Consider the following 24,669-nt stretch of genomic DNA (forward strand, 5'->3'; position numbering starts at 1 on the left):
CCTTTACTCCTTGTCATTGGTATCCGGCAGTTGCCAGAAATCGAAAAAGTTAAACCAGTCTAGGGGCGACTGAAGCGCATAGTGCTCAAGGCGTTCGGCGTAGCGATCGACAGTATTCTGTAATGCCTGTTGTCGTGTGGCACGCGGTAAGAGCAGCGGGTCGGCAAACGGTTCGCAGTAGATGTGGAGTTTCTCCTGCTGGCGCAGGGCAAAAATCAGATCTACAGGGCAGCGTAAAATAGACGCGAGAATAAACGGGCCCTGAGGGAATGGCGCGTTTTGCCCCATAAAGCGGCTCCAGCACACGCGCCACTCGCCGCCGCGTTGGGGATTGACTGCGATGCGATCGCCTACGATGGCTACCCATTCACCGCGCTCCAATTTCTCTTTGAGCAGAATGGCAGTATCTGGACCAATACTGTTCACCGGGAGCAGATTTAATCCAGCCTGCGGGGCCATCTCTTGCATGATTTGTTTAAAGCGTTGGGCGTTATCGCTAAATACCAGCGCATTGATTGTTTTACTGCCCTGTAGCTGGGCCAGTGCCCGACAGGCTTCGACATCGCCAAGATGTGAAGCCAGTAGTAGTTTTCCCCGAGGATCGCTGATATTCAGCGTCGTTTCTGCACCTGGTGCAAAAATCACATCGCGACCGAAGTGCAGCTCACCACGCCAGCTGGCGATCTTATCCAGCATCGCGCCGCCAAAACGCAGGAAATGCTGATAACTGGTCAGGTTTGGCGGTACTGGCATCCGCCGTGTGATCAGTTGCGCCCTTACGCGGCTAATCCAGCGTTGAGAGGCTTTTCGGGCAGTTGAAGCGCTGAGCCAGTATACGCCGACGACCGGATACAGTAGCAGGGAGAAGGCTTTGTGACCCAGTACACGCCAGACCAGTAGCATCAGGCGCATTCCCCACAACCCTTTGACTTCCTGTTGCTGCGCCCAGTGTGTCGATGAACGACGACAAAGCAGGGAGGGGATGCGTGGCAACATGCCAAAGAACAGGCGAGTGTGCATCAATGAAATGTGCAAATTGTCTTTAAGCGCGTCGAAATGGGATAGCCCGTCCTGCGGATAGGTGACTCGCGTGGGGATAAAATAGCTGGTGTTGCCTTGCCAGTAGAGGCGCACCATCACTTCAGTATCAAAATCCATCCGTTTGCCGAGCGTTACGCGCTGTGCCAGTTGCAGCGTGGGGGCCACCGGATACACCCGGAAGCCGCACATACTGTCTTTGATCTGCAACGAGAGCGTTTCTATCCACACCCAGATATGGGTTACCCAACGACCGTACAGGCGCGAGCGAGGAACCGAATCATCGTAAATCGGTTGCCCGGAAATCAGTGCTGTCGGATGTTCTTTTGCCAATGCAAGCAGCCTGGGAATATCTTCAATGGCATGTTGCCCGTCGGCATCGACTTGCACGGCATGACTGAACCCGGCATCTGCCGCCGTCTGCATTCCGCGAATAACCGCCGCGCCTTTGCCTGCGTTGATGGGCAGGCGAATTAACGTCAGATTGCTGTATTCTGCCGCCAGGCGTGCCAGTTCATCTCGTGTAGTCTCGTCACTGCCATCGTCCACCACAATGCAGGGGAGATTGAACGGCTGAAGACGATCCAACACGTCCGACATCATCGCGCCGTGGTTGTAGCAGGGGATCAACACGCACGGGGAAAAGGTTAGCGGCATAACCGAATCTTCCCGCTGCTGGCGGTATGGCGCACGTCACCGTCGTGGCGCTGGTAGCTAAAAGAGAGCATCTGACGCGCTTCCTGCCAGCTCAGACTCAGGGTGACGGTGGCCTCTGGCAATAACGGCGACTGGAACTTCACGTTTTGAATACTGTGAAAACGCCAGCCAGGGGCCAGCAGCGTGGTGGCGTAATCCATCGCCCAGTTCAGCTGTGCAACGCCCGGCAGCAGTGGCTGCACGCTAAAATGCCCGCTGAACCAAAACAGAGAAGGGTCTAGTTGTAAAACAATCTCAGCCTGATGAGGCAGTGCCTGATGGCGCTCGATTTCATGGGGTTTCATGAAATAACTCCTGTAATTGCGCATAGACACGCTTGTTCATACTGTTGACCGGAATCTCATCAATCACCCGCCAGTAGCGGGGAACCGCGACAGGCTCCAGCCAGGGCAGCAGCGAACGTCGCCAGGTCAGTTCTTGCGGTTTACCACCGCACTCAAGCCAGCGTTGCCGGGCTTCGTCATCCAGTACCAGCAGGACGCCAACGCCCTGACGTCCTCCACGTGAGACCGGCAATGCCGCGACTTCACAGATACCATCCAGTGCCAGTAAACGTTGTTCCACTTCGCTGAGTGAAATACGTTTCTCTTCAATTTTGACCACCCGCCCGCGTCTGCCCATCAGGCGGAACTGTCCATTTTCGATAAACTGCAGAACGTCATCGAGTAACAGGCCATCATCAGCGTTAATTAGCGGTGAAAACACACGAAATGCGTCGTCTTCTGACTGGAATCTGACGCCGGGAAAGGGCAGCCATGCCACATCATCCTGATGGCGATAGCGCCACGCAAGGATCCCGGTCTCAGTGCTGCCGTAGATCTCATCGGGCCAGACATTTAGCCAGTCAGCAGCCTGCGTGACGTCCTGCCAGGGCAGCATGCCGCCCGCAGACAGAATCAGTTCGACCGGCGGCGGTGTCAGGTTGTGGTCGAGGCGTTTCAGAAACGCCGGGCTGCTGATAAACGCATACCGATGCTCAGCGCTCAGCGCCGCCAGTTGTTCGGCATACCAAAGCATCGCCGCGTGCAGCGGCAGACCTAAGGCCATCGGCAAAAAGATACGGAACGTCAAGCCATACAGATGTTGCGGTACCACTGACGCGACCACCCGGCAACCTGCCAGACGATCGGCAAAGCGTGTAGCGAGCAATGCCGCTTCGCTATCCAGACGAGCGATCGGTTTGATCACGCGTTTCGGCTGGCCGGTCGAACCGGAAGTGAATAGCTCCACAAAGGCGTCACTGCGTATTGCTGGGAACGTGATGTCGTGAGCCACGGATGTCATGGCGGAGCTGACCACCCGCAGCGTTCCCTGCCAGTCCATCGCTTTATCGCTCAGTACGCCGTCAAACAGCAAGTGCTGCTCGTTTAACAACGAAACGCGACAATGTCCTGGGATCACCGGTGTTTTGCCGGCATGGAGCGTTGCCAGCAGCGCGACGATGAATAAATAGCTGTTCTCGAAGCACAATGCCCAGCGTTCACCTTCCTGCTGTCGCAGATATGTTATCAACTGGGCCACATCATGGCGCAGATGGCCAAGCGTCCAGGTATGCTCTTCCTGCCACGCAACAGGAACGTCATCCGGACGTGGGGCACAGAGCCATTGAGCGAGTGTGAGGGGCTGCTTCATTGGGTATCTCGTTTTATCACCAGTTGGCGAATTAACCACTCGCCTACCATCAATGTTCCCATTAGCAGATAGGAAACCATGCCGTTCCAGGTGGTCCACAGGGTCATATCGCCATTCAGTGCGGTAAAGAGCGCAACGCTGCCATTGATGATGAAAAAGGCGCACCAGATTTGTGTCACACGGCGCGTATAGCGCACGCCCGCATCGGGCAGATTTGGGTCGCGCAGTCGTGCCAGACGTTCAACAATGGGCATTGCTGACCATAACGATCCACCAAAAACCGACAGCATAACGGCGTTTACCACTACCGGATAAAACAGCAGCAGCTGGTGCGTTTTGAGCAGATAACTGGCAATGCACAAGGTGATACCCGCGACCGCCACTACCTGTGTCACGACGCGCAGCGGCCCCGCCTGTCGCCGGGTCTGGCGAAAGCGTAAAAAAAGGAGTAGCGCCATCAACGGTAGCAACCAGTGCAGACTGTTATGCGCCAGGCCAAACCAGATCAAAAACGGCCAGGCTAGCAACAGTAGACCTGTCAGCAGTTGTACGACTGGCAACGAGCGTGTGCCCGACACGGAGAATTACGCTTCTTTGAGAAGGCGTTCTACCGCATCGACGACATCTTGTACGGTGCGTACTGCTTTGAACTCTTCCGGCTTGATTTTCTTACCGGTTTTCTTTTGCAGATGCACGATCATGTCGACGGCATCGATGCTATCGAGTTCCAAATCTTCGTACAGGCGCGCCTCAGGCTTGATATCTTGCGGGTCAACTTCAAACAGCTTGACCAGCAGCGAGGAGACTTCTGCGTAAATGGCTTTTTGTTCGGTCATAACGGACTATCCTCAGGCACGTTGCGCGTGAATGAAAGATGCCAGCGTGGCGACGGAGAAGAAGTGCTGACGCATTTCTTCGCTCTCTGCTGAGAGGATCACGCCATACTCGTTTTTCACCGCCAGACCCAGCTCCAGGGCATCGATTGAGTCCAGACCTAAGCCATCGCCAAAGAGTGCCGCTTCGGTTTCAATATCATCAGCTGTCAGTTCGTCGAGATTCAATGTCGTTATAATGAGATTTTTGATTTCAAGATAAAGCGCTTGCATCATTAATTCCTGAAAGAGGTAAAGTACCTGGTTGTAATTGAAGCAAAAGATGCCGGTTCAACTGCCTTGCGGCCAGCGCCGGTTCTTGTGAGTTTGCGTCGTAAAATTGGTCGATCTTAACCCGTTCGTGTACTGAAATGGTAAACATCGGTTTTACAGATGGGACGTTGTACCATTGGCTTTCTTTATCCAGCATTTGTTCGCTGCAGTTAATAGTCACTATGCGTAAATCACTGCTGCAGCGCACGGCGATATTCGCCGCACCACGCTGTAACGTCATTGCTTCTCCGGGGCGTGTACGGGTTCCCTCGGGGAAAATTAAAATGGTATCGCCTTGCTCCAGACGTTGCTGGCAAGCGGGCAATAGCGCATCAGCCTGGCTGTTAATCAGATAATCTGCGGCCCGGACTACGCCGCCGAGAAAAGGATTTTTTAGTAGTGCACTTTTCACCAGACAGTCGGTTTCTGGCATGACCGAGGCCAGTAGGACATAGTCGATCAGCGTCGGGTGGTTGGCGACGACAAGACACCCTTGTTCGTTGCGTAAAATGTCTCGCCCTTCAATCTGGTAATTCAGCACGCCAAGCCGCTTCGCCACGGTTAAGAAGAGACGAAAACTGGCGGCGATACTGCGTCTGGCGATACGCCGACGTCGGGCTTTATCCCATACCGCGATCAGCAGGACGTTAAACCAAATCGTAGATAGGAGGAGCCCGCCGAGGCCAAACAGGGCAAAGCAAAAACCGGTCATCACCAGTCGCCATACCCGGTTAAGCCGCAGGATCATCGTGTTCATCACTGACTCCACTGCCACTGTACGCGTTCGCCAGGCAGGGTAAACGCCCTGGCATCTTGTAAGTAATGTTGTAAAAACAACAGGCTTTGCGGCAACGTTGTCTCGTCCTGTGCGCTGTGTGGACGGGTTTCACATTGCCAGCTATCACCGGATTCAATAACCAGCGCGACGGCAAACGGCCACGTTGGCATGTCTGGTGGTAACTGTGGGTGATAAAACTCGGGCAGAAAACCGTCGAAATCGACCATCAATACGCGCTGATATCCCGCCTGCAACAGCCCGATGACTTCGCATAACCCCTGCTGGAATGTATCCCTGCCAGCAGAAAGCGAGGAGGAGACAATCGGTTTTTTTGCGGCGATGGTCAAGTTACCCACAGCAGAGTTATGGACAGAAAGGGCAAAATCGGTCGGTGAGAGCGCTTGCTCAGTTGCAAGAGCGTGTAGGATCCTGTAGTTACGCTCCAGTTCACCATGGCGGCTGGTATACAAAACGGCATTGATATCATGACGGCGTAGCATCGCCAGACCGCAATCGACGGCCAGTTTGCTGCCGGAACTGAGGCGGCGAGCTGTCATCATCGGTAACTCATGGAGCTTAGCCAACGGCGCGGTGGGATCGATGGCGTGCGAAAGCCGTGACCATTCATGCCACTGTTCTGTTTCGCTTAACCCTGGTGCCTTGGCCTGCCAGTCAATAATGTTGAAAGCAAATTTCATCAACGCGTATCCGCGGTAAATCGGTTGTTCCGATTGTTTCTTATTTTTTCTTCTGACATATCAATAAAGTATGCCCAACACCTAAGTTGTCGTGGCGTTCATCTACCTGAAAACCTGCCTGATTCAGATAGTGATAAAACTTCTCTACGCTGTAGAAACGGCTGTTGCCATTCGCCATACAGGTAAAATAAAGCGAAGACGCATTCAGGCTAAATGAGGCCGCCTCAAATTTTTGGGCATCCCAAAACAGCTCCATAATGCACAGCTTCGCGCCCGGTTTCATCACCCGAGCAACGTTGCTTAGCATAGCGATAATTTGTTCCGGGGAAAAACAGTCCAGGAATTGGCTCATCCACCAGATATCAGCGCCGTCAGGTAAAGGCGAGTCGCTAAGCATATCCACAGCATGGAAATTTATGCGATGAGATAATCCTGCATTTTCTATATTTTCGCGGGCAAGTGCAATTTGTTGCGGCAAATCTAAGAGGGTGACTGTAATATTGTCATCATGCTGACAACAACGTAATGCCCATTTCCCGGTATTTCCACCGACATCGTACAGGGTTGCAGGGGCGCTGGCGAATACATATGGCAATGCGGCATCAAATGCGCCATCTGAATAGTAATGATCAAAAGCAAACCAACTTTCACGCGCAGCCAGCGGTAATTGTGATAGCGCAGGATAGATTGTTGGCCAGTCGCCAAAAATTTTTAGTCCCGCGGGTTTTCCATCTTTCAACGCATTTTCAAGATAGAACAATCCTTGGTAGCAAACATCCTGAGTGAAGTCCATATTCACGCGCGTCATGGTGTCATGTAAAAGAAAATGACCGACTTTAGCGAGGTAATAATATCCTTCTTTGTGGGTAATGATTCGCCCACTTAACCCCATATCCAACAGGATGCTGGCGGCATATTCGTTGATGGTGCTGTTTTCGGTAATTTCGTCGAGCGTGGCGCCGCGTTTACCTTGCTTGTCTAGCCAGGTGAGTACTCCCGCATTTCGCAGACACAACGCGGTTTGAAAAAGCATAGGGGCAAAGGCGATACGTTGTGCTTCAGTAATGGCATCCAGTGCGCTAAGCGAATCCTGTTCGTACATGTGGGGACAACCTGTTAAATGGCAGATAATAAGAGTATCGGGCCTTTTCGGCCCGACTTTAGGCATAATTACAGATTGGCGCCGGCTGACAGATTAAGCTGGATGTCTTTATCCAGATTGCGTACCCAGCGGTTATAGTTTTTGTGAATTTTTCCACCAGATGCCTGCAGGTTAAGGCTGCTGTCGTATTTGATGTCATAGCTGGTGGCGGTATAAGTGATACGGACTTCAGCTACATGATCGCGGGTTTGTTGGCGAGCTTTAATAACACCTGGTCCGACTTCAGACATGACCCATTGGCGTTGAATACCGGCTTTCAGGATTGCGGTTTTAACCTGGTCCTGAGTATGCCCCGCGCTCACACTGGTGTGAACTTGATCAATCGGCGCAGTACGTGCACAACCCGCCAGAGCACCGACAACGGCAATGGCCGCAAACCACTTAATATACTGTTTCATTAAAGCTCCCTATCAAAGTACCGTTTATACGTGTTAAATAATAAACTCCGAAATCATGGGCACCTTGTATTGCCTATGATTATATTTAAGCTAAATTAGCATTTTATTTCATATAGTTGGTAGCAAGGTAATGAGATGACCGGATAGTAATATCCCAAGACTTTCTTCAACGGAAATTTTTCAGCATCATCATTGGCGAGAAGTATAGATTTTTAGAGAAAATGTATCAAATAAAATAACCTTTAAAGCTAAGTAGATAGCTTAAGTTAAATGCTTTGGGGGGTATTCATTATTTTTATGCGTTTTGGTAAAGAAACCATCATCTTGACTTATGTATTTTCTTTATAAAAAATGAAATCCCTTTCACTCTTTATTTAAGATAAGCTTCTATATATAACTGCGTTAGCGTCATTTTAACGGTCATATAAAAATATAAAAACTACCTCGGTTGGTAGTTTTTCAGGGAAGCCGGCTTTTGGGCCTGCCGGGCCCCAGCAAAATCGCCAGTTTGCTGCCGCCTGTGGTGGTTTCCATCCAGATTTTACATACGCTGGTTAACGGCACGGAGAGCAACATGCCGACCGGACCGAGCAGCCATCCCCATACCAACAGAGAGAGGAAGACGATTAGCGTCGATAATCCCAGCCGATGCCCCATCATTCGGGGTTCGAGAATATTGCCAATCACCATATGCACCACCAGAAACAGTGCGCCAACCAACAGACATTCGTAAATGCCATTAAATAGCAGTGCCTGGATCATTGGCGGGACGGCGGAAATGACCGAGCCAATGTTGGGCACGTAGTTTAACAGGAATGCCAGTACGCCCCACATCAGAGCAAACTGAATCCCCATCAGTGCCAGTCCCAGCCAGATTATGGAACCGGTCCATAAGCTGAGCAGCGTTTTCAGCGCCAGATAGTGTGACACACCCTTCAGCGCTCGATGTAGCCCCGCAATGTGGATTTGCGGATTATTCAACGCAAAACGCATCTTATAGGGGACATGACGCACCTCAAACAGCATAAAAACTACCGTCATCACCAGCAGAAAGACGCTGGCCATGGCACCAGAAAGACTCGTCATCAGCGTGGTTGTGAAGGTCATCAGCTTGTCAGAGTCCATGCGTTGCAGTATACGTTCCGGGGACATATGCAGATTCAGAAAAGGCACCATCTCTTGCAAATACAGAACCTTGCGCGTTAGCTCCTTATTGTATTTTGGCAGCAGGTCCATGAATTCAGTGATTGACGACGCCAGCACGCCAACCAACGCCGTAAGAACGATCAGCATCACCACCACGACTAAGGTAATAGCGATTGGGCGACCGATTCCCCGGCGGATAAACCAGGTGACCAGTGGATTCAATACAATGGCAAAAAAGAGGGCCAGCAGCAGCTGCACAATGATATCCGCCGCAGCATGGATACCTGCGAGGATCACCACCAGAGCGGCCAGTTTGAGCAAAATGTGCAAACCCGTTTTATCGGGCTGGGTGGTTATCATGTCTTCTTCCTGTTTGCGTTTTTGCATTAAGTGTAGCGGCTGGCTTGCGACTGATATTCCTAAACTGGCTACTGATTTCTGCTCTGCAACATGGTAGAAATGAAACACTGTTGTGAAAACGTGGTGACCCTCCATGCCCGAACCCGTCGCTGAACCGACGCTTAGCGGTTTACGCCTGAACCTGCGTATTGTTTCTGTGGTGATGTTTAACTTCGCCAGCTACCTGACCATCGGCCTGCCGCTCGCGGTGTTGCCTGGCTACGTCCATGATGTAATGGGATTTAGCGCTTTCTGGGCTGGGCTGGTCATCAGCCTGCAATATTTCGCTACGCTGCTGAGCCGTCCGCATGCCGGTCGCTATGCCGATCTGCTGGGGCCAAAGAAGATTGTGGTATTTGGGCTGTGCGGCTGCTTTTTAAGTGGCCTGGGCTATTTACTGGCGGGATCAACGAACGGCTGGCCGTTGGCCAGTCTGCTGCTGCTATGTCTGGGGCGCGTGATTCTCGGGATCGGGCAAAGCTTTGCCGGGACCGGCTCTACGCTGTGGGGCGTGGGGGTGGTTGGCTCAATGCACATCGGACGGGTGATTTCCTGGAATGGTATCGTGACCTATGGCGCGATGGCGATAGGCGCGCCGCTGGGTGTTCTGTTTTATGCCTGGGGTGGCTTACAGGGGCTGGCGCTGACCGTGATGGGCGTGGCACTGTTGGCAATCCTGCTGGCGCTCCCTCGTCCGGCGGTAAAGGCCAGCAAAGGCAAACCGTTGCCATTTCGCGCGGTGCTTGGGCGCGTCTGGTTGTATGGTATGGCGCTGGCCCTGGCCTCCGCCGGATTTGGGGTAATCGCTACCTTCATTACCTTGTTCTATGATGCCAAAGGCTGGGATGGCGCCGCATTCGCGCTGACGCTTTTTAGCTGCACGTTTGTCGGTACTCGTTTGTTGTTCCCAAATGGTATCAACCGTTTAGGCGGGCTGAATGTGGCGATGATCTGCTTTAGCGTCGAGATTGTCGGGCTGTTACTGGTCGGGATGGCTTCGATGCCGTGGATGGCGAAAATCGGCGTTCTGCTGGCCGGGGCTGGGTTCTCACTGGTTTTCCCGGCGCTGGGCGTGGTGGCGGTAAAAGCCGTTCCTCAGCAAAATCAGGGGGCTGCGCTGGCGACCTACACGGTGTTTATGGATTTATCGCTGGGGGTTACCGGGCCGCTGGCCGGGCTGGTCATGACGTGGGCGGGTGTGCCGGTTATCTATCTGGCAGCGGCAGGGCTGGTAGCGATGGCGTTATTGCTGACCTGGCGGTTAAAAAAACGGCCTCAGGTGGTGTCACCGGAGGCCGCGTCATCGTCTTAACCGTTACTGGATAACCAGCGTGTTAATGATGTTTTCTGCGGTAGTCTGCGCTTTTTGCTGATCGTCAGCAGGCAGCGTGATTTGCAGCGTCAACAGTTGGTTGTCCACTTTACCCAACACCACGGAAGAGTATGCGGTCTGGCCTTTGGCCGAGATGATGCTGTCTAACTGCTGCAGCGTGTGGCCTTTCAGCTCAATAGATTTATTGGTGACGACCTGCAGCTGCGGATCACGGCTACGCTGCTGATCTTCCAGACGTTTTGCCAGCACGGCCAGATCTTCGTTGGTGTTGTCGCCAACAATCACAATCACCGCTTTCTGGCCGGTTGCGTCAGAATATACGTGCATATTGTTCGCCTGGGTGCCCAGTTTGCCGCTCTGATCGGTCATATCCGCTGGCAGGGAAAAACTGAGTTTGCCGTCCAGCAGGCTGACCGGTTGTCCGGTGGCGTTACTTTCTGCGGCAGCACCCTCGGCTGGCGCTTTTGTATCGCTATTATCACAGGCCGCAAGCCCCATAACCAGCAGGCCAATACCGACATATTTAACCAGATTGCGCATTGACTTCTTCCTTTCGATAAACGGCCATAACGGCTCATTCGTCCATCTTATCACAACTCGGAAAATGAACCTTTAACTCGTCTGCAATGCAGAGATTTCAGATTTATCTGCCAGCCTTTTCAGTAACATATTCAGCAGCACGCCATACATTGGCAGGAAGAAAATAATGCTGATCAGCACTTTGAAGCAGTAATCGACCAGTGCGATTTCCATCCAGTGCTCGGCCATAAAGGCATCCGGGCTACGCCAGAAAGCGATAAAGAAGAAGGCCAACGTATCGCTGATATTGCCAAACAGCGTGGACGCCGTCGGTGCCAGCCACCAGCGACGGTTCTGACGCAGGCGGTTAAAGACATGCACATCCAGAATTTGTCCCAGCGCGTAGGCCATAAAGCTGGCGGCGGCGATACGGGCGACAAACAGGTTAAAGTGCAGCAGTGCGCCGAATCCTTGCCACGATCCCATATAGAACAGCGATGAAACGACATAGGAGATCAGCAGTGCGGGGATCATAACCGCAAAGATGATACGTCGAGCCAGCGGCGCGCCAAAAATACGCACGGTCAGGTCGGTCGCGAGGAAAATAAACGGAAAGCTAAACGCGCCCCATGTGGTATGGAAACCAAAAATGGAGATTGGAAGCTGCACCAGATAGTTGCTGGAGGTGATCACCAGCAGATGAAATAGCGATAGCCAGAACAACGCTTTTACGCGCTGAGTTTGTGTAAACGGAGTCATATTGTGACCTTTTTGTTGGATGGGGTGAGGGAACCCAATAAAAAACCGTCGCATGATACTGCTTTAAGAGCACATTGCAATGGTTGTTTTTCACGCAATCGTTAACCTGATTGGCTTACGCCACAACAGAGCGTAAAATAACGCCGTTTTTGTATGAATGAGACGACGATGAGCGACCTGTTTACTTCCCCCGACCATACTCTTGATGCCCAGGGGCTGCGCTGCCCGGAACCGGTAATGATGGTGCGTAAAACCGTACGCGGCATGCAGGCCGGTGAAACGCTGCTGATTGTCGCCGACGATCCGGCAACAACCCGCGATATTCCTGGCTTCTGTACCTTTATGGAACATGAGCTGGTGGCCAAAGAGACCGACTCGCTGCCGTACCGCTATCTGGTGCGCAAAGGCCAGTAATCTTGTTATGCCGGATGGCGCTAACGCTTCTCCGGCCTATAAAGACTGAGTAACCTGTAGGCCTGATAAGCGAAGCGCCATCAGGCGAGAAACAGGCACTACCCTTTACGCAACAACCGCAGCGCGTTCGCGGTCACCAGCACCGTCGCCCCCGTATCCGCCAGCACCGCCAGCCACAGTCCGGTTATCCCGAGCAGCGTGGTGACGAGGAAAATCCCCTTCAGACCCAGCGCAATCGCAATGTTCTGGCGAATATTGGCATGGGTGGCCCGCGCCAGCTGAATCATTTGCACCAGACCACGCAGACGGTTGTGGGTCAGGGCGGCATCGGCGGTTTCCAGCGCGACGTCGGTCCCGCTTCCCATCGCAATACCGATGGTAGCCGCTTTCATTGCCGGGGCGTCGTTGATGCCGTCGCCGACCATCGCCAGCGGCGACTGTTGGTTAAGATGGGTAACGGCCTGCACCTTATCTTCCGGCAAGAGTCCCGCTTTGAATTCGAGGCCCAGTTCACCGGCAATGGCGGCGGCCGCACGCGGGTTATCACCGGTCAGGATCACGCCTTTCACGCCAATCTGATTAAGCTCGCTGATGGCGCTGCGAGCGTCATCGCGCAGCGTGTCCTGTAGGGCCAGTACGCCGAGTACAGTATCGTTACGCAGCACCAACACCACCGTTTGGCCCGCGCTTTCCAGCTCGCTAATCTGCCCGGCAAAGGCGTCGGCAGGCTGCTTACCAGCGGCGCAAATCAGTACGCGTTCGCCGTTGACCAGCGCTTCAATTCCAGAGCCAACCAGCGCCCGTTGCTCTTTTGCGACAGGAATAGTCAGCTCGCGCGTTTGTGCTTCCCGAACAATTGCTTGTGCCAGCGGGTGTGTCGCGCCTTGCTCTACCGCTGCCGCCAGTGCCAGCAATTCAGCCTCACCAATACCGCTTGCCGGATGAATCGCCGTGACGCGTGGTTTACCGACGGTCAGGGTGCCGGTTTTATCAAACGCCACCTGCGTGACTCTACCCAACTGTTCCAGCGCGGCTCCGCCTTTGATTAATGCCCCACGACGCGCCGCAGCGGCCAGACCAGAGGTAATGGCTGCGGGCGTTGAAATCACCAATGCACAAGGGCAGCCAATCAGCAGCAGCGTCAGCCCTTTATAAATCCACTCCTGCCAGGATGCGGCAAACAGCAGTGGTGGTACGAGGGTGACCAGCAGCGCAACCGCCATAATAGCTGGGGTATAAATTCGGCTGAAACGGTCAATAAAGCGCTCAATGGGAGCGCGGCGTTCTTCCGCTTCTTCAATCAGCTTCAGAATACGGTCAATGGCGCTGGCACCCGGTTCTGAGAGCACTTCCAGCGTAACCAGACGATCCACGCTGGTGGCACCCGCCGGGACTTTCTCGCCGGTGGCGCGTTCAACCGGGATCGATTCGCCGGTCAGGGCGCTCTCATCAAAGCTGGCAAAGCCGGAGACCAGTTTGCCGTCGGCAGGTAAACGCCCACCCGCGGCAACTTCAATAACATCGCCAGGCCGGAGGGTATTGATAGCCACCTCTTCGCGTTCGCCGTTACGCAAGCGTGTGGCGGTTTCCGGTTTGAGCGCCATCAGAGCGCTGACCCCTTTACGGGCGCGGCTGGCGGCCCATCCTTCCAGACGCTCGCCAATTAAAAACAGCAGCAGCACCATAGCGGCTTCCGCCGTCGCGCCGATAAACAGTGCACCAATGGCGGCGACGCTCATCAACGTTTCAATGGCAAAGTAGCTGCCGGTTTTCATCAGACGCAGGGCCTGACGGGCAATGGGATACAGGCCGACCAGCGTGGTGGCGATAAACGCTATCTGACCGAAAGGATGATTGAACTGCTCCAGCCCCCAGCTAATCGCCATCATGATAATCAGCGAAATCAGCGGCAGGTTTTCTTTAAAACGTGACTCGGGTGCGGCGTCCGTTGCGTGCTCATCGCGCAGGGTATAGCCTGCTTTTTGCACCGCGTTTTCAACTTGCTGGCGGATATCGGAACCGGCATCGACCACCAGTTTTTCAGTGGCGAACAGAACCTGGACCTGGTTGACGCCGCTGACCTGGCGGACCGCATTCTCTACTTTGCGGGCGCAAGCTGCGCAGTCCATGCCTGCCACTTTCCAGGAATAGCGGGTACCTATTACGGTATCGGATACGGTTGGTGTAGTGGGGCAGCTTCCTTCGCAGCAGCAGTCATCCGCCTTTTGTGGTGCAGGCGCTGGCTTGAAAGAAGAGAATTGTGGGACTTTTTTGCCACGGGTATCGGGTGTCGACATGGCATCCTCCGGTTGATAATCATTTCGTATTAACCGGAGGATACACTCTGGAGTCGACTCCAGAGTCAAGCGTTTTAAAGATACAACGAACGAACAATCAGGAAATGTCCGGCGAAGTAGCAGGCGGCGGCAATGGCGTTATCGGCGCGGAAGCGGCGACGATAATGGCTACCCAGCCAGACAATGTTGCCGATGAACAGGAGCGATGCGCCCATAAATGCCGACAGCGCCGGGGCGGTCGGTCGAAAGAACCACAGCTCACCGGCCATCCAGACCATCATCAGCGTGATGCCGATAAAGGTGCAGATAGCGACACGCAGCTCTTCCAGACGCGTCCAGATCACGGCGATCAGCAACGCCCCCAGCACTACCAGCACCAACGGCAAAGGCCAGAAGAACGACAGCGTCATTTGGCTGGCGAAGTAAATGGTATACAGCAGATGCGACAGGAAGAATGCCCCCACGGCGTACAGCAGGCGCTGGCGCGGTAACAGCGTCAGCGCATCGCCCAGCAGCGAGGCAAGCAGGCCAGCCAGCACCAGATAGCTGATAGCGTTAAACATTGGCGCCTGCCAGGCCAGCAGTGTCAGCAGGAGTAACGTCAGGGGCTTAAAGACCCAGCGTTGCCAGGCAGGTCCACGATAGGAAGCATCCACGAACAACCATGCGGAAAGACAGACAGCGATAAACGACCAAAGCATCTTAGTTCCTTGAATTCGTTATTTTTTCGTAAGCGGGGTGCTCACGGCTCTACTGTCCAGTGTAGAGGTCGACACAGCCAGATGACAACACCATAACAGGCGATGTATGCTTATTTCCGCATTTTCTGATGGGTTAATTATATGAGCAAACCACCACTTTTTTTCATTGTTATCATTGTCTTAATCGTTGTCGCTGCGTCGTTTCGCTTTGTTCAGCAGCGGCGAGAAAAAGCCGATAATGATGCGGCGCCGCTGGTGCAAAAGCAGGTGGTGGTAAGTAACAAACGGGAAAAACCGCTAAACGATCGGCGATCCCGTCAGCAGGAAGTAAGCCCGGCAGGAACCAGCATGCGCTATGAAGCCAGCTTTAAGCCACAAAACGGGGGGATGGAGCAGACGTTTCGTCTGGATGCCCAGCAGTACCACGCGTTAACGGTCGGGGATAAAGGCACGCTGAGTTACAAAGGTTCGCGATTTGTTGATTTTACGCATGGGCAATAAAGCCGATCGGCACTGTATTTATCTTGCCAGTGCCGATAATAAATTCAACTGAAATATATAACACTATTCAAATATAGTTATTATTTATTCTTCTGTGAAAATAACGTTGGTATTATATTTTTTTTGTGTGACCAAAATATCGATTGTATCACCATTCTGCTATCCGCCTTTCACTATCCTATTATTCCAACGTTGTCGCATGAATATAAACATGTAATTAAAATGGCTAAGGAATTGAAATGGCGAATACAATGTGGTTGACCTTGAATGGGCAGGCGCAGGGATTGATTTCTGCTGGTTGTGCATCGGTAAATTCGATAGGAAATAAATCACAAACGGCCCACCGTGATCAGATAATGGTCATGACAGTGAATCATGGCATGAGTCGGGTACAGAATGTGAACCATCAATGTTTGACGTTTATAAAGCCAGTAGATAAATCCTCGCCGTTATTAGGGAAAGCCATAACTGACAATGAAACATTGAACTGTGAATTTAGCTTCTATCGCACGAGTCCTGCGGGTTTAAATGAGTGTTATTACGCGATAAAACTTATCAATGCCAGAATATCTAGCATCCATTTACAGGTGCCTCATACTGTCGATGACAGTGCGGGTCAGCCAGAAGAAGTCATTGAGCTTTCCTATGAGTCAATTACCTGGGATCACATTATGGCGGGAACCAGTGCATACAGCCTTTGGGATGAGCGAATTTATTAAGGAGTAATGATGGAAATGTATTATGACTGGATAGGGAATCACCGTGAAGATATTCTTAGAGGTAATAACCGGCAACGTAATCAGCGTATTGAGAACGAAATCAGAACGCTGAAAAATAATCTGAATAGCAATACACAACACATTATACTGCTAACGCTTGAAGAGGCGCAGGGCGTGATTGATGATTTGCTGGGCAGCAAATCTGTCAGTTTTTCGACCAATTATGCAGGTAATATCAAAGATGCGGCTGATGCGACTAAAAAGCTGTCGAAGCTTTTTTCTTATCAACAGGCCGGAAAGATTGTCTTCACTTTAAAAGGCCTTGGGATTAAAGCAACGCAATATGCTTATCAGGGAAAGCTGTATGTGAAGATTACGGGCTACCCTTCTCTGCGGCGCATTCTTAACGGAACCCGTTACCGGATAAATCATCCTAAGGTACTTGAAGTGGGCATTGGCAGCGCCGGGTTTCGAAATGGCATAATGTCAGGGGCCAGATTCTGCATCTGGTTTTCCGCATGCTGGCGGTTGATTGAGTTGGCCTTTAAATCCGAGCATGACGTTGCCGCATTGCTGGGAAACGTGACGATGGATGTGGCGAAGGTGATTGTAAGTGTTTTTGTCTCGCAATCAGTGGGTAGTACTCTTGGGTTAGCTGTACCTCTATTGTTCTCTAGCGCCGCCGTTCCGGTTTGGGGAGAAATTGTCGGTGTCGTTGTATTAGGTTTTATTATTACCTGGTCTCTGAATGAAGTGGACAACAAATATGAGCTATCAGACAAACTGATAGCGTGTATTCGTGAGGGACTTAAAGAACGGCAAAGAATCGAAGAGAGGAACATCCAACGGCTGGGGTACAGAAGCTCCCTTTATGGCGGAAATTATTGACATGAAGCATAATATTAATCTGGTGAATATTAAGAAGAGATGCAACTTATTTCTCTGTATATTCATTTTTGGGGGGGGGACTTGGGTGGAGTATATTGCCAGCGTACCGGATCTCACCGATCTCATTGAATCCAGAAGCATCGTCTACTTTTTCTGGGGTTCATTTTGCATGTTTTTCATGATTCCGGTGACGGGTTGCTTTACTTTGGGCACTGCCTATCTGGCTTTTGCGAAAAGCATGCAGCCGCCAAAATTCTTCGACAGGACATTTACCATTGTTTTCCACGTCGCGGGGGTAGGATTTGTTATTGGTACTATCCTCTCTTTTATTGTTATTTTTTATCCTCTTGGTACTAACTATGTTTTATGTGAGCGTCCAGGCCCGACGTCTGGCACCTATTACACCCGGACCGAAGAGATTTGCGAGCAGGTGAAACACCTGCGGAAAACAAGAGCCAGTAAAGATATTCCAAAACTGAAAGATCAACTGGACGGTATATTACCACCGTGATGGTGAGTTGCAGGCCCAGCCCGGCCCGCAACGTGCCGCCGGGCGAAAAGATCACAGCTACTTCTTCAACTGATCTTTAATCTTCTTCTGCCACACCAGTAGTTCAAAGACGCCGAACAGAAAAATACGGATTTTCTCTCCGTTGGTCATCTGCGGGCCATCTTTAGGCATGGTGCTTTTTAGCAGCGCCAGCTGCATGCCATGCATCAGCACCATAAATATCAGTGCGACGTTAACGAAGATGTTAAGCGGGCGTGGAAAGGGTTGGAAAATATTCAGTAGTAAAAATGCCCAGACGCACAGCATCAACAGGCGTCCCAGGTTAATCAGCATCGTGCTCTCCTTGTGCTTCACGTTGGTACAGGCGATAGGCGACCTGTCCGGCGACTTTCTCACGGTATAGCGACCAGTTCACCGGAACCGGCGGTAAGCCGTTTTCTACTTCGCTTTCAACGTAAATATACGCTTCATTTGCCAGCCAGCCATGAGTTTCCAGAAGAGTTAATGTTTCTTCCAGTAATCCTTTGCGAAACGGCGGGTCAACAAATACCACGTTATGCGGCGTACCTGCCTGAGCCAAAAATGTCAGCGTATTGGTATTGACGACGCGGGCATGGGAGGCTTTCAGTGTGGCGAGATTCTTTTGTAGCTGCTGAGATACCGCGCGATCCATCTCCAGAAGCGTCGCATTTGCCGCATAGCGAGAGAGGGCTTCCAGCCCCAGCGCGCCGCTGCCGGCGAAGCAGTCCAGACAGTGAGCATCGACCATTACCGGGGCCAGCCAGTTAAACAACGTTTCGCGCACACGGTCGGTGGTCGGACGTAAGCCGGGGCTGTCCGGAACCGGGAGTTTACGGCCACGCCATTGCCCGCCAATAATGCGGATCTGGCCGCTACCAGAGTGATTCGGTTTTTTCATTTCTATTATTGCTCAATCCGCCTATAGCATGTCATTCCAGGCGGTGATGTGAGTTAAGTTAAGTGATAGACTATTTCATCATTTTTTTAGCTGCTATGTACATAGCGTTGACGCTGTGCCATGAAGCAACAGCGGGGGAGTGTAGTCGCAAATGGCGAAAGAGAAAAAACGTGGCTTTTTTTCCTGGCTGGGCTTTGGTCAAAAAGAGCAGGCACCGGAAAACGAGACAGAAGTAAAAAATGAAGAACAACAACCGGTTGCTGAAGAAACTACCGTCGTTGACGAACAGCCGCACGTCGAGGAAACCCGTAGCGAGGCTGAAACGCAAGCCTTTGCAGCTGAAGTCGTTGAAGTAACTGAACAGGTTGCGGAAATCGAAAAACTGCAGCCGGAAGAAGAACCTGTCGCCGAACAAGCGCAGCCGGAGATTGAGCCGGTTGCTGAACCCGTTGCTGAAACTGTAGTGGAAACGCCAGCAGCGGTGGTTATCGAACGCGAAGAATTGCCGCTGCCGGAAGAGGTGAAAACTGAAGAAGTTTCTGCCGAAGAATGGCAGGCCGAAGCGGAAACCGTGGAAATCGTTGAGGCGGCTGAAGAAGAAGCTGAAAACGAACCGCAACTGACCGACGAAGAGCTGGAAGCACAGGCGCTGGCCGCTGAGGCTGCTGAAGAAGCGGTTATGGTGGTGCCGGTAGAAGAACCTGCTGTAGAAGAACCGGTAGAAGAAGAGGTGGTCCAGGAGCAGGAAAAACCAACCAAAGAAGGTTTCTTTGCGCGTCTGAAACGCAGCCTGCTGAAAACAAAAGAAAACCTCGGTTCCGGATTTATCAGTCTGTTCCGTGGTAAAAAAATCGACGATGATCTGTTTGAAGAGCTGGAAGAGCAGCTGCTGATCGCTGATGTGGGTGTAGAAACGACCCGCAAGATCATTGCGAATCTGACGGAAGGCGCCAGCCGTAAGCAGCTTAAAGATGCGGAAGCGCTGTACGGTCTGTTGAAAGAAGAGATGGGCGAGATTCTGGCGAAGGTTGACGAACCGCTGAACGTTGATGGCAAAACACCATTTGTTATCTTAATGGTTGGCGTCAACGGCGTGGGTAAAACCACCACTATTGGTAAGCTGGCGCGTCAGTTTGAGCAGCAGGGTAAATCGGTAATGCTGGCGGCAGGTGATACTTTCCGTGCGGCGGCAGTAGAACAGCTGCAGGTTTGGGGTCAGCGTAACAACATCCCGGTGATTGCTCAGCATACTGGCGCGGATTCCGCGTCCGTTATCTTTGATGCCATCCAGGCGGCGAAGGCGCGTAACGTAGACGTGCTGATCGCTGATACCGCAGGGCGTTTGCAGAATAAATCGCACCTGATGGAAGAATTGAAAAAAATCGTTCGCGTCATGAAGAAGCTGGACGAAGATGCGCCGCATGAAGTTATGCTGACTATCGACGCCAGCACCGGGCAGAATGCGATAAGCCAGGCCAAACTGTTCCATGAAGCGGTGGGCTTAACCGGTATCACCCTGACCAAGCTGGACGGTACGGCGAAGGGCGGGGTTATCTTCTCGGTAGCCGATCAGTTTGGCATCCCTATCCGCTATATCGGTGTGGGCGAACGTATCGAGGATTTACGTCCGTTTAAAGCGGACGATTTTATAGAGGCACTTTTTGCCCGAGAGGATTAACAATGATTCGCTTTGAACATGTCAGCAAGGCCTATCTCGGTGGGAGACAAGCGCTGCAGGGAGTGACCTTCCATATGCAGCCTGGCGAGATGGCGTTTCTGACCGGCCACTCCGGCGCGGGGAAAAGTACCCTGCTGAAGCTGATTTGTGGAATTGAACGGCCCAGCGCCGGGAAAATCTACTTTAGCGGGCATGACATCAGCCGTTTGAAAAACCGTGAAGTGCCGTTTCTGCGTCGCCAGATTGGCATGATTTTTCAGGATCACCACCTGTTGATGGACAGAACCGTGTTTGACAATGTGGCAATCCCGCTGATCATCGCGGGTGCCAGCGGGGACGATATTCGTCGTCGCGTGTCAGCGGCGCTGGATAAGGTCGGGCTGTTGGACAAAGCGAAAAACTTCCCGATTCAACTCTCCGGCGGTGAACAACAACGCGTCGGCATCGCCCGTGCGGTGGTGAATAAACCTGCGGTGCTGCTGGCGGATGAACCAACGGGGAACCTGGATGACGCGCTGTCAGAAGGGATCCTTCGCCTGTTCGAAGAGTTTAACCGCGTCGGGGTCACGGTATTAATGGCCACGCACGATATTGGCCTGATCTCCCGTCGCTCCTATCGCCAAATGGTTCTGAGCGATGGACATCTGCATGGAGGCCTGGCGCATGAATAGACGTGACGCTATTAACCAAATTAAACAGTTCGGTGGCCGACTGGATCGCTTTCGTAAATCTGGCGGTGCGCCGGGTGACGGCGGTCGCAACGCACCAAAGCGTGCGAAAGCCGCGCCAAAGCCGAACTCGCGTAAAACTAATGTCTTTAACGAGCAGGTACGTTATGCGTTTCAGGGCGCGTTACAGGACCTGAAAAGCAAGCCGCTGGCGACGTTTCTGACGGTGATGGTCATTGCCATCTCCCTGACGCTGCCAAGCGTATGCTACATGGTTTATAAGAACGTAAACCATGCGGCAAGCCAGTATTATCCGTCTCCGCAGATCACCGTTTACCTGCAAAAAACGCTGGATGATGATGCGGCGGCGCGGGTGGTTGGTCAGTTGCAGGCCGAGCAGGGCGTGGAGAAAGTGAATTATCTTTCTCGTGACGACGCGCTGGGCGAATTCCGTAACTGGTCTGGCTTTGGCGGCGCGCTGGATATGCTGGAAGAGAACCCGCTTCCGGCCGTGGCGGTTGTTATCCCGAAACTGGACTTCCAGGGTACGGAGTCGCTGAACACGCTGCGTGACCGCATCGCACAAATCAACGGTATTGATGAAGTGCGAATGGATGACAGCTGGTTCGCTCGCCTGGCGGCGCTGACGGGCCTTGTCGGACGCGTTTCAGCGATGATCGGCGTGCTGATGGTGGCGGCGGTCTTCCTAGTCATCGGTAACAGCGTGCGTCTGAGTATTTTTGCGCGACGCGATACCATTAACGTGCAAAAACTGATTGGCGCGACGGATGGATTTATCCTGCGTCCGTTCCTCTACGGCGGTGCACTGCTCGGTTTTTCCGGTGCATTTCTTTCACTGATTTTGTCAGAAATTTTGGTGATGCGTCTGTCGTCAGCGGTGACTGAGGTGGCACAGGTATTTGGAACCAAGTTTGATATCAATGGCTTATCATTCGACGAGTGCCTGTTATTGCTGCTGGTGTGCTCAATGATTGGCTGGGTGGCAGCCTGGCTTGCCACGGTTCAACATTTACGCCACTTTACCCCCGATTAAAAAATCTCTGGTATAATCTTTCCCTGCACTGAGTAGTTCGCTCTGCAGGGAAAGAGTCCCTGTGATCTCTTCCCGGCGTATTCATTGTGATGTCACATTTTGTGCGTAATCTATACACATTACGACATGGAACTTGTGGATAAAATCACTGTCTGATAAAAGATTGAATGATATTCTCGTTGCTCATAAGCTCTGGCATGGTTGTTGCTACTGGTTTTTGTTAATTAGTTTTAAGCCAATGCGCCAGATGAAAAGATTGAGAGGATTTGAATGACCAAAGAAATGCAAAATTTAGCTTTAGCCCCTGTTGGTAACCTGGAATCTTACATCCGGGCTGCGAACGCGTGGCCGATGTTGTCGGCTGACGAGGAGCGGGCACTGGCTGAAAAGCTGCATTACCAGGGCGATCTGGAAGCAGCTAAAACGCTGATCCTGTCTCACCTGCGCTTTGTTGTTCATGTTGCTCGTAATTATGCGGGCTATGGCCTGCCGCAGGCGGATCTGATTCAGGAAGGTAATATCGGCCTGATGAAAGCTGTGCGCCGTTTCAACCCGGAAGTGGGTGTGCGCCTGGTTTCCTTCGCCGTGCATTGGATCAAAGCTGAGATCCACGAATACGTTCTGCGTAACTGGCGTATCGTTAAAGTTGCGACCACCAAAGCACAGCGTAAGCTATTCTTTAATCTGCGTAAAACCAAGCAGCGTCTGGGCTGGTTTAACCAGGACGAAGTTGAAATGGTTGCTCGCGAGCTGGGTGTTTCCAGCAAAGACGTGCGCGAAATGGAATCCCGTATGGCGGCACAGGACATGACGTTTGACATGTCTTCAGACGATGAGTCTGACAGCCAGCCGATGGCCCCGGTGCTGTATCTGCAGGATAAATCTTCTAACTTTGCCGACGGCATTGAAGAAGATAACTGGGAAGATCAGGCCGCGAACAAACTGACCCACGCAATGGAAGGTCTGGACGAGCGTAGCCAGGACATCATTCGTGCCCGTTGGCTGGACGAAGACAACAAGTCGACGTTGCAGGAACTGGCCGATCGCTACGGCGTTTCCGCTGAACGTGTTCGTCAGCTTGAAAAGAACGCCATGAAAAAACTGCGCGCGGCGATCGAAGCGTAATCTTCGCGCATTGCCAATGAACCCTCGAATGTGAATTCGGGGGTTTTGTTTTTTGTAGGCCGGATAAGGCGTTTACGCTGCCATCCGGCAACACCTTTGCCCGATGGCGCTTTGCTTATCGGGCCTACGACCTTTCCTCCCCTCCCCAGATACGAATTTGTTATCTGGATGTAAATTTAGCTATTCCAAAATAATAAAAATCGGGTATGTTTTAGCAGAGTATGCTGCTAAAGCACGGGTGGCTATCCAATAATCGAAATAAAGTGCTGAACAACAACATCACAACACACGTAATAACCACAATAATGGGGATTGTCAGGATGAATATGAAGGGTAAAGCGTTATTGGCAGGATGTATCGCCCTGTCTTTGAGCAATATGACGTTTGCTAAGGATATTAAAGTTGCCGTCGTCGGCGCGATGTCCGGTCCGGTAGCGCAGTATGGCGATCAGGAATTTACTGGCGCAGAGCAGGCGATTGCAGATATCAACGCCAAAGGCGGCGTGAAAGGCGACAAACTGGTCATGGTGAAATATGACGATGCCTGTGACCCGAAACAAGCGGTAGCGGTAGCTAACAAAGTGGTCAACGACGGGATTAAATATGTTATCGGCCACCTGTGCTCGTCTTCCACTCAGCCTGCGTCAGATATCTATGAAGACGAAGGCATTCTGATGATCACCCCAGCGGCAACGGCGCCTGAGCTGACCGCGCGCGGCTATAACCTGGTGATGCGTACCACCGGTCTGGATTCCGATCAGGGACCAACCGCTGCCAAATATATCGTTGAAAAAGTGAAGCCGAAGCGCATTGCGATCGTTCACGACAAACAACAGTACGGCGAAGGCCTGGCGCGTTCCGTGCAGGACAACCTCAAGAAAGCCAACGCTGACGTGGTGTTCTTCGACGGGATCACCGCTGGCGAGAAAGATTTCTCTACGCTGGTGGCGCGTCTGAAGAAAGAGAATATCGATTTCGTTTACTACGGTGGTTACCACCCGGAAATGGGACAGATTCTGCGCCAGGCACGCGCTGCGGGTCTGAAAACCCAGTTTATGGGGCCAGAAGGGGTAGCGAACGTGTCGTTGTCTAACATCGCGGGTGAGTCTGCAGAAGGCTTACTGGTAACGAAACCGAAGAACTACGATCAGGTTCCGGCGAACAAACCGATTGTGGACGCGATCAAAGCCAAGAAACAGGATCCGAGCGGCGCATTCGTATGGACCACCTACGCCGCGCTGCAATCCTTACAGGCCGGTCTGAACCAGTCTGACGACCCGGCTGAAATTGCCAAATACCTGAAAGCAAACTCAGTGGAAACCGTAATGGGGCCGCTGTCATGGGATGCGAAGGGCGATCTGAAAGGCTTTGAATTCGGCGTGTTTGACTGGCATGCAAACGGGACGGCGACCGACGCCAAATAATTTTCCAGGTGCCTTTCGCGCTGCAAATGCGTTGGCTACGTTATTC

At 52.2% G+C, this 24,669-nt stretch carries 28 protein-coding genes; 11 read left to right on the top strand and 17 right to left on the bottom strand.

What is annotated here, in order from left to right; translation table 11 throughout:
• Nucleotides 1-3: 3 nt before the first annotated feature.
• From OGY09_RS09690 to OGY09_RS09740, 11 genes are all read right to left on the bottom strand, one after another.
• Nucleotides 4-1,695 (bottom strand): glycosyltransferase family 2 protein, encoded by a 1,692-nt coding sequence (locus OGY09_RS09690; protein WP_032945278.1) that lies wholly within the window; start codon nucleotides 1,693-1,695, stop codon nucleotides 4-6.
• Nucleotides 1,686-2,039 (bottom strand): ApeI family dehydratase, encoded by a 354-nt coding sequence (locus tag OGY09_RS09695; protein WP_020996070.1) that lies wholly within the window; start codon nucleotides 2,037-2,039, stop codon nucleotides 1,686-1,688. The genes OGY09_RS09690 and OGY09_RS09695 overlap by 10 nt, the downstream gene beginning before the upstream one ends.
• Nucleotides 2,026-3,387 (bottom strand): AMP-binding protein, encoded by a 1,362-nt coding sequence (locus tag OGY09_RS09700; protein ID WP_032945276.1) that lies wholly within the window; start codon nucleotides 3,385-3,387, stop codon nucleotides 2,026-2,028. The genes OGY09_RS09695 and OGY09_RS09700 overlap by 14 nt, the downstream gene beginning before the upstream one ends.
• On the bottom strand, nucleotides 3,384-3,965 hold the full coding sequence (locus OGY09_RS09705; protein WP_003827535.1) for a COG4648 family protein: 582 nt from the start codon (nucleotides 3,963-3,965) through the stop codon (nucleotides 3,384-3,386). Before OGY09_RS09705 ends, OGY09_RS09700 begins: the two co-directional genes overlap by 4 nt.
• Nucleotides 3,966-3,971: 6 nt before the next feature.
• Nucleotides 3,972-4,223 carry an acyl carrier protein gene (locus OGY09_RS09710; protein WP_003827536.1) on the bottom strand — a complete coding sequence of 84 codons (252 nt, stop codon included), beginning with the start codon at nucleotides 4,221-4,223 and terminating at the stop codon, nucleotides 3,972-3,974.
• Nucleotides 4,224-4,235: 12 nt separating this feature from the next.
• Nucleotides 4,236-4,493: a phosphopantetheine-binding protein gene (locus OGY09_RS09715; RefSeq protein ID WP_003827537.1), complete on the bottom strand. Its 258-nt coding sequence runs from the start codon at nucleotides 4,491-4,493 to the stop codon at nucleotides 4,236-4,238.
• Nucleotides 4,474-5,289, bottom strand: a complete 816-nt coding sequence (locus OGY09_RS09720; protein ID WP_032945274.1) for a lysophospholipid acyltransferase family protein — start codon at nucleotides 5,287-5,289, stop codon at nucleotides 4,474-4,476. The genes OGY09_RS09715 and OGY09_RS09720 overlap by 20 nt, the downstream gene beginning before the upstream one ends.
• Complete coding sequence (locus OGY09_RS09725) at nucleotides 5,289-6,008, bottom strand: beta-ketoacyl synthase chain length factor (RefSeq protein WP_020996072.1); 720 nt, start codon at nucleotides 6,006-6,008, stop codon at nucleotides 5,289-5,291. Before OGY09_RS09725 ends, OGY09_RS09720 begins: the two co-directional genes overlap by 1 nt.
• 40 nt (nucleotides 6,009-6,048) lie before the next feature.
• A complete protein-coding gene (locus tag OGY09_RS09730) occupies nucleotides 6,049-7,110 on the bottom strand; it encodes a class I SAM-dependent methyltransferase (protein WP_003827540.1) in 1,062 nt (353 codons plus the stop codon).
• A gap of 68 nt (nucleotides 7,111-7,178) precedes the next feature.
• Nucleotides 7,179-7,556 (bottom strand): hypothetical protein, encoded by a 378-nt coding sequence (locus OGY09_RS09735; protein ID WP_122973818.1) that lies wholly within the window; start codon nucleotides 7,554-7,556, stop codon nucleotides 7,179-7,181.
• 471 nt (nucleotides 7,557-8,027) lie between these two features.
• Nucleotides 8,028-9,074, bottom strand: a complete 1,047-nt coding sequence (locus OGY09_RS09740; RefSeq protein ID WP_032945270.1) for an AI-2E family transporter — start codon at nucleotides 9,072-9,074, stop codon at nucleotides 8,028-8,030.
• Between the two features lie 133 nt (nucleotides 9,075-9,207).
• Here OGY09_RS09740 and OGY09_RS09745 point away from each other — a divergent pair, with 133 nt between their 5' ends.
• Nucleotides 9,208-10,425: an MFS transporter gene (locus tag OGY09_RS09745; RefSeq protein ID WP_032945269.1), complete on the top strand. Its 1,218-nt coding sequence runs from the start codon at nucleotides 9,208-9,210 to the stop codon at nucleotides 10,423-10,425.
• A 3-nt stretch (nucleotides 10,426-10,428) separates the two neighbouring features.
• Here OGY09_RS09745 and OGY09_RS09750 read toward each other — a convergent pair whose 3' ends face one another.
• Together OGY09_RS09750 and OGY09_RS09755 are read right to left on the bottom strand one after the other, a co-directional pair.
• Nucleotides 10,429-10,986 (bottom strand): DcrB family lipoprotein, encoded by a 558-nt coding sequence (locus OGY09_RS09750; RefSeq protein WP_003827547.1) that lies wholly within the window; start codon nucleotides 10,984-10,986, stop codon nucleotides 10,429-10,431.
• Between the two features lie 72 nt (nucleotides 10,987-11,058).
• The gene (locus OGY09_RS09755; RefSeq protein WP_003827549.1) at nucleotides 11,059-11,724 is read right to left on the bottom strand and encodes a 7-cyano-7-deazaguanine/7-aminomethyl-7-deazaguanine transporter; all 666 of its coding nucleotides are present in this window, start codon (nucleotides 11,722-11,724) and stop codon (nucleotides 11,059-11,061) included.
• A gap of 168 nt (nucleotides 11,725-11,892) precedes the next feature.
• Here OGY09_RS09755 and tusA point away from each other — a divergent pair, with 168 nt between their 5' ends.
• Complete coding sequence (tusA, locus tag OGY09_RS09760) at nucleotides 11,893-12,138, top strand: sulfurtransferase TusA (RefSeq protein ID WP_003827551.1); 246 nt, start codon at nucleotides 11,893-11,895, stop codon at nucleotides 12,136-12,138.
• A 98-nt stretch (nucleotides 12,139-12,236) separates the two neighbouring features.
• Here tusA and zntA read toward each other — a convergent pair whose 3' ends face one another.
• Both zntA and OGY09_RS09770 read right to left on the bottom strand, forming a co-directional pair.
• On the bottom strand, nucleotides 12,237-14,435 hold the full coding sequence (gene zntA / locus OGY09_RS09765; RefSeq protein WP_032945268.1) for a Zn(II)/Cd(II)/Pb(II) translocating P-type ATPase ZntA: 2,199 nt from the start codon (nucleotides 14,433-14,435) through the stop codon (nucleotides 12,237-12,239).
• 74 nt (nucleotides 14,436-14,509) lie between these two features.
• Nucleotides 14,510-15,136 (bottom strand): lysoplasmalogenase, encoded by a 627-nt coding sequence (locus OGY09_RS09770; protein WP_032945266.1) that lies wholly within the window; start codon nucleotides 15,134-15,136, stop codon nucleotides 14,510-14,512.
• 141 nt (nucleotides 15,137-15,277) lie between these two features.
• Between OGY09_RS09770 and OGY09_RS09775 the strand changes: the two genes are divergently transcribed.
• The 4 genes from OGY09_RS09775 (at nucleotide 15,278) to OGY09_RS09790 (ending at nucleotide 17,755) form a co-directional block, all read left to right on the top strand.
• Complete coding sequence (locus tag OGY09_RS09775) at nucleotides 15,278-15,637, top strand: DUF2500 domain-containing protein (RefSeq protein WP_032945264.1); 360 nt, start codon at nucleotides 15,278-15,280, stop codon at nucleotides 15,635-15,637.
• Between the two features lie 239 nt (nucleotides 15,638-15,876).
• Complete coding sequence (locus tag OGY09_RS09780; RefSeq protein ID WP_032945263.1) at nucleotides 15,877-16,356, top strand: Hcp family type VI secretion system effector; 480 nt, start codon at nucleotides 15,877-15,879, stop codon at nucleotides 16,354-16,356.
• A gap of 6 nt (nucleotides 16,357-16,362) precedes the next feature.
• Entirely contained in the window at nucleotides 16,363-17,244 is an 882-nt protein-coding gene (locus OGY09_RS09785) for a hypothetical protein (protein WP_241033114.1), read from the top strand.
• On the top strand, nucleotides 17,228-17,755 hold the full coding sequence (locus OGY09_RS09790) for a DUF1240 domain-containing protein (RefSeq protein WP_032945259.1): 528 nt from the start codon (nucleotides 17,228-17,230) through the stop codon (nucleotides 17,753-17,755). The genes OGY09_RS09785 and OGY09_RS09790 overlap by 17 nt, the downstream gene beginning before the upstream one ends.
• Before the next feature lie 57 nt (nucleotides 17,756-17,812).
• Here the strand turns inward: OGY09_RS09790 and OGY09_RS09795 are convergent, their stop codons facing one another.
• Nucleotides 17,813-18,088, bottom strand: coding sequence for a DUF1145 family protein (locus OGY09_RS09795; protein WP_003023415.1), 276 nt, complete (start codon nucleotides 18,086-18,088; stop codon nucleotides 17,813-17,815).
• On the bottom strand, nucleotides 18,078-18,674 hold the full coding sequence (gene rsmD / locus OGY09_RS09800) for a 16S rRNA (guanine(966)-N(2))-methyltransferase (RefSeq protein ID WP_032945257.1): 597 nt from the start codon (nucleotides 18,672-18,674) through the stop codon (nucleotides 18,078-18,080). Before rsmD ends, OGY09_RS09795 begins: the two co-directional genes overlap by 11 nt.
• 151 nt (nucleotides 18,675-18,825) lie before the next feature.
• Here rsmD and ftsY point away from each other — a divergent pair, with 151 nt between their 5' ends.
• The 5 genes from ftsY (at nucleotide 18,826) to OGY09_RS09825 (ending at nucleotide 24,623) form a co-directional block, all read left to right on the top strand.
• Nucleotides 18,826-20,352: a signal recognition particle-docking protein FtsY gene (gene ftsY / locus OGY09_RS09805; protein ID WP_008786366.1), complete on the top strand. Its 1,527-nt coding sequence runs from the start codon at nucleotides 18,826-18,828 to the stop codon at nucleotides 20,350-20,352.
• 2 nt (nucleotides 20,353-20,354) lie between these two features.
• Nucleotides 20,355-21,023, top strand: coding sequence for a cell division ATP-binding protein FtsE (ftsE, locus tag OGY09_RS09810; RefSeq protein WP_003023420.1), 669 nt, complete (start codon nucleotides 20,355-20,357; stop codon nucleotides 21,021-21,023).
• Entirely contained in the window at nucleotides 21,016-22,074 is a 1,059-nt protein-coding gene (ftsX, locus tag OGY09_RS09815; RefSeq protein WP_003837835.1) for a permease-like cell division protein FtsX, read from the top strand. Before ftsE ends, ftsX begins: the two co-directional genes overlap by 8 nt.
• Before the next feature lie 270 nt (nucleotides 22,075-22,344).
• A complete protein-coding gene (gene rpoH, locus OGY09_RS09820; RefSeq protein WP_003023425.1) occupies nucleotides 22,345-23,199 on the top strand; it encodes an RNA polymerase sigma factor RpoH in 855 nt (284 codons plus the stop codon).
• Nucleotides 23,200-23,519: 320 nt separating this feature from the next.
• Nucleotides 23,520-24,623, top strand: coding sequence for a branched-chain amino acid ABC transporter substrate-binding protein (locus OGY09_RS09825; RefSeq protein ID WP_275399093.1), 1,104 nt, complete (start codon nucleotides 23,520-23,522; stop codon nucleotides 24,621-24,623).
• The last annotated feature ends 46 nt before the right edge of the window (nucleotides 24,624-24,669 follow it).

Source organism: Citrobacter sp. Cpo071, assembly GCF_030332765.1.
GTDB lineage: Bacteria > Pseudomonadota > Gammaproteobacteria > Enterobacterales > Enterobacteriaceae > Citrobacter > Citrobacter portucalensis.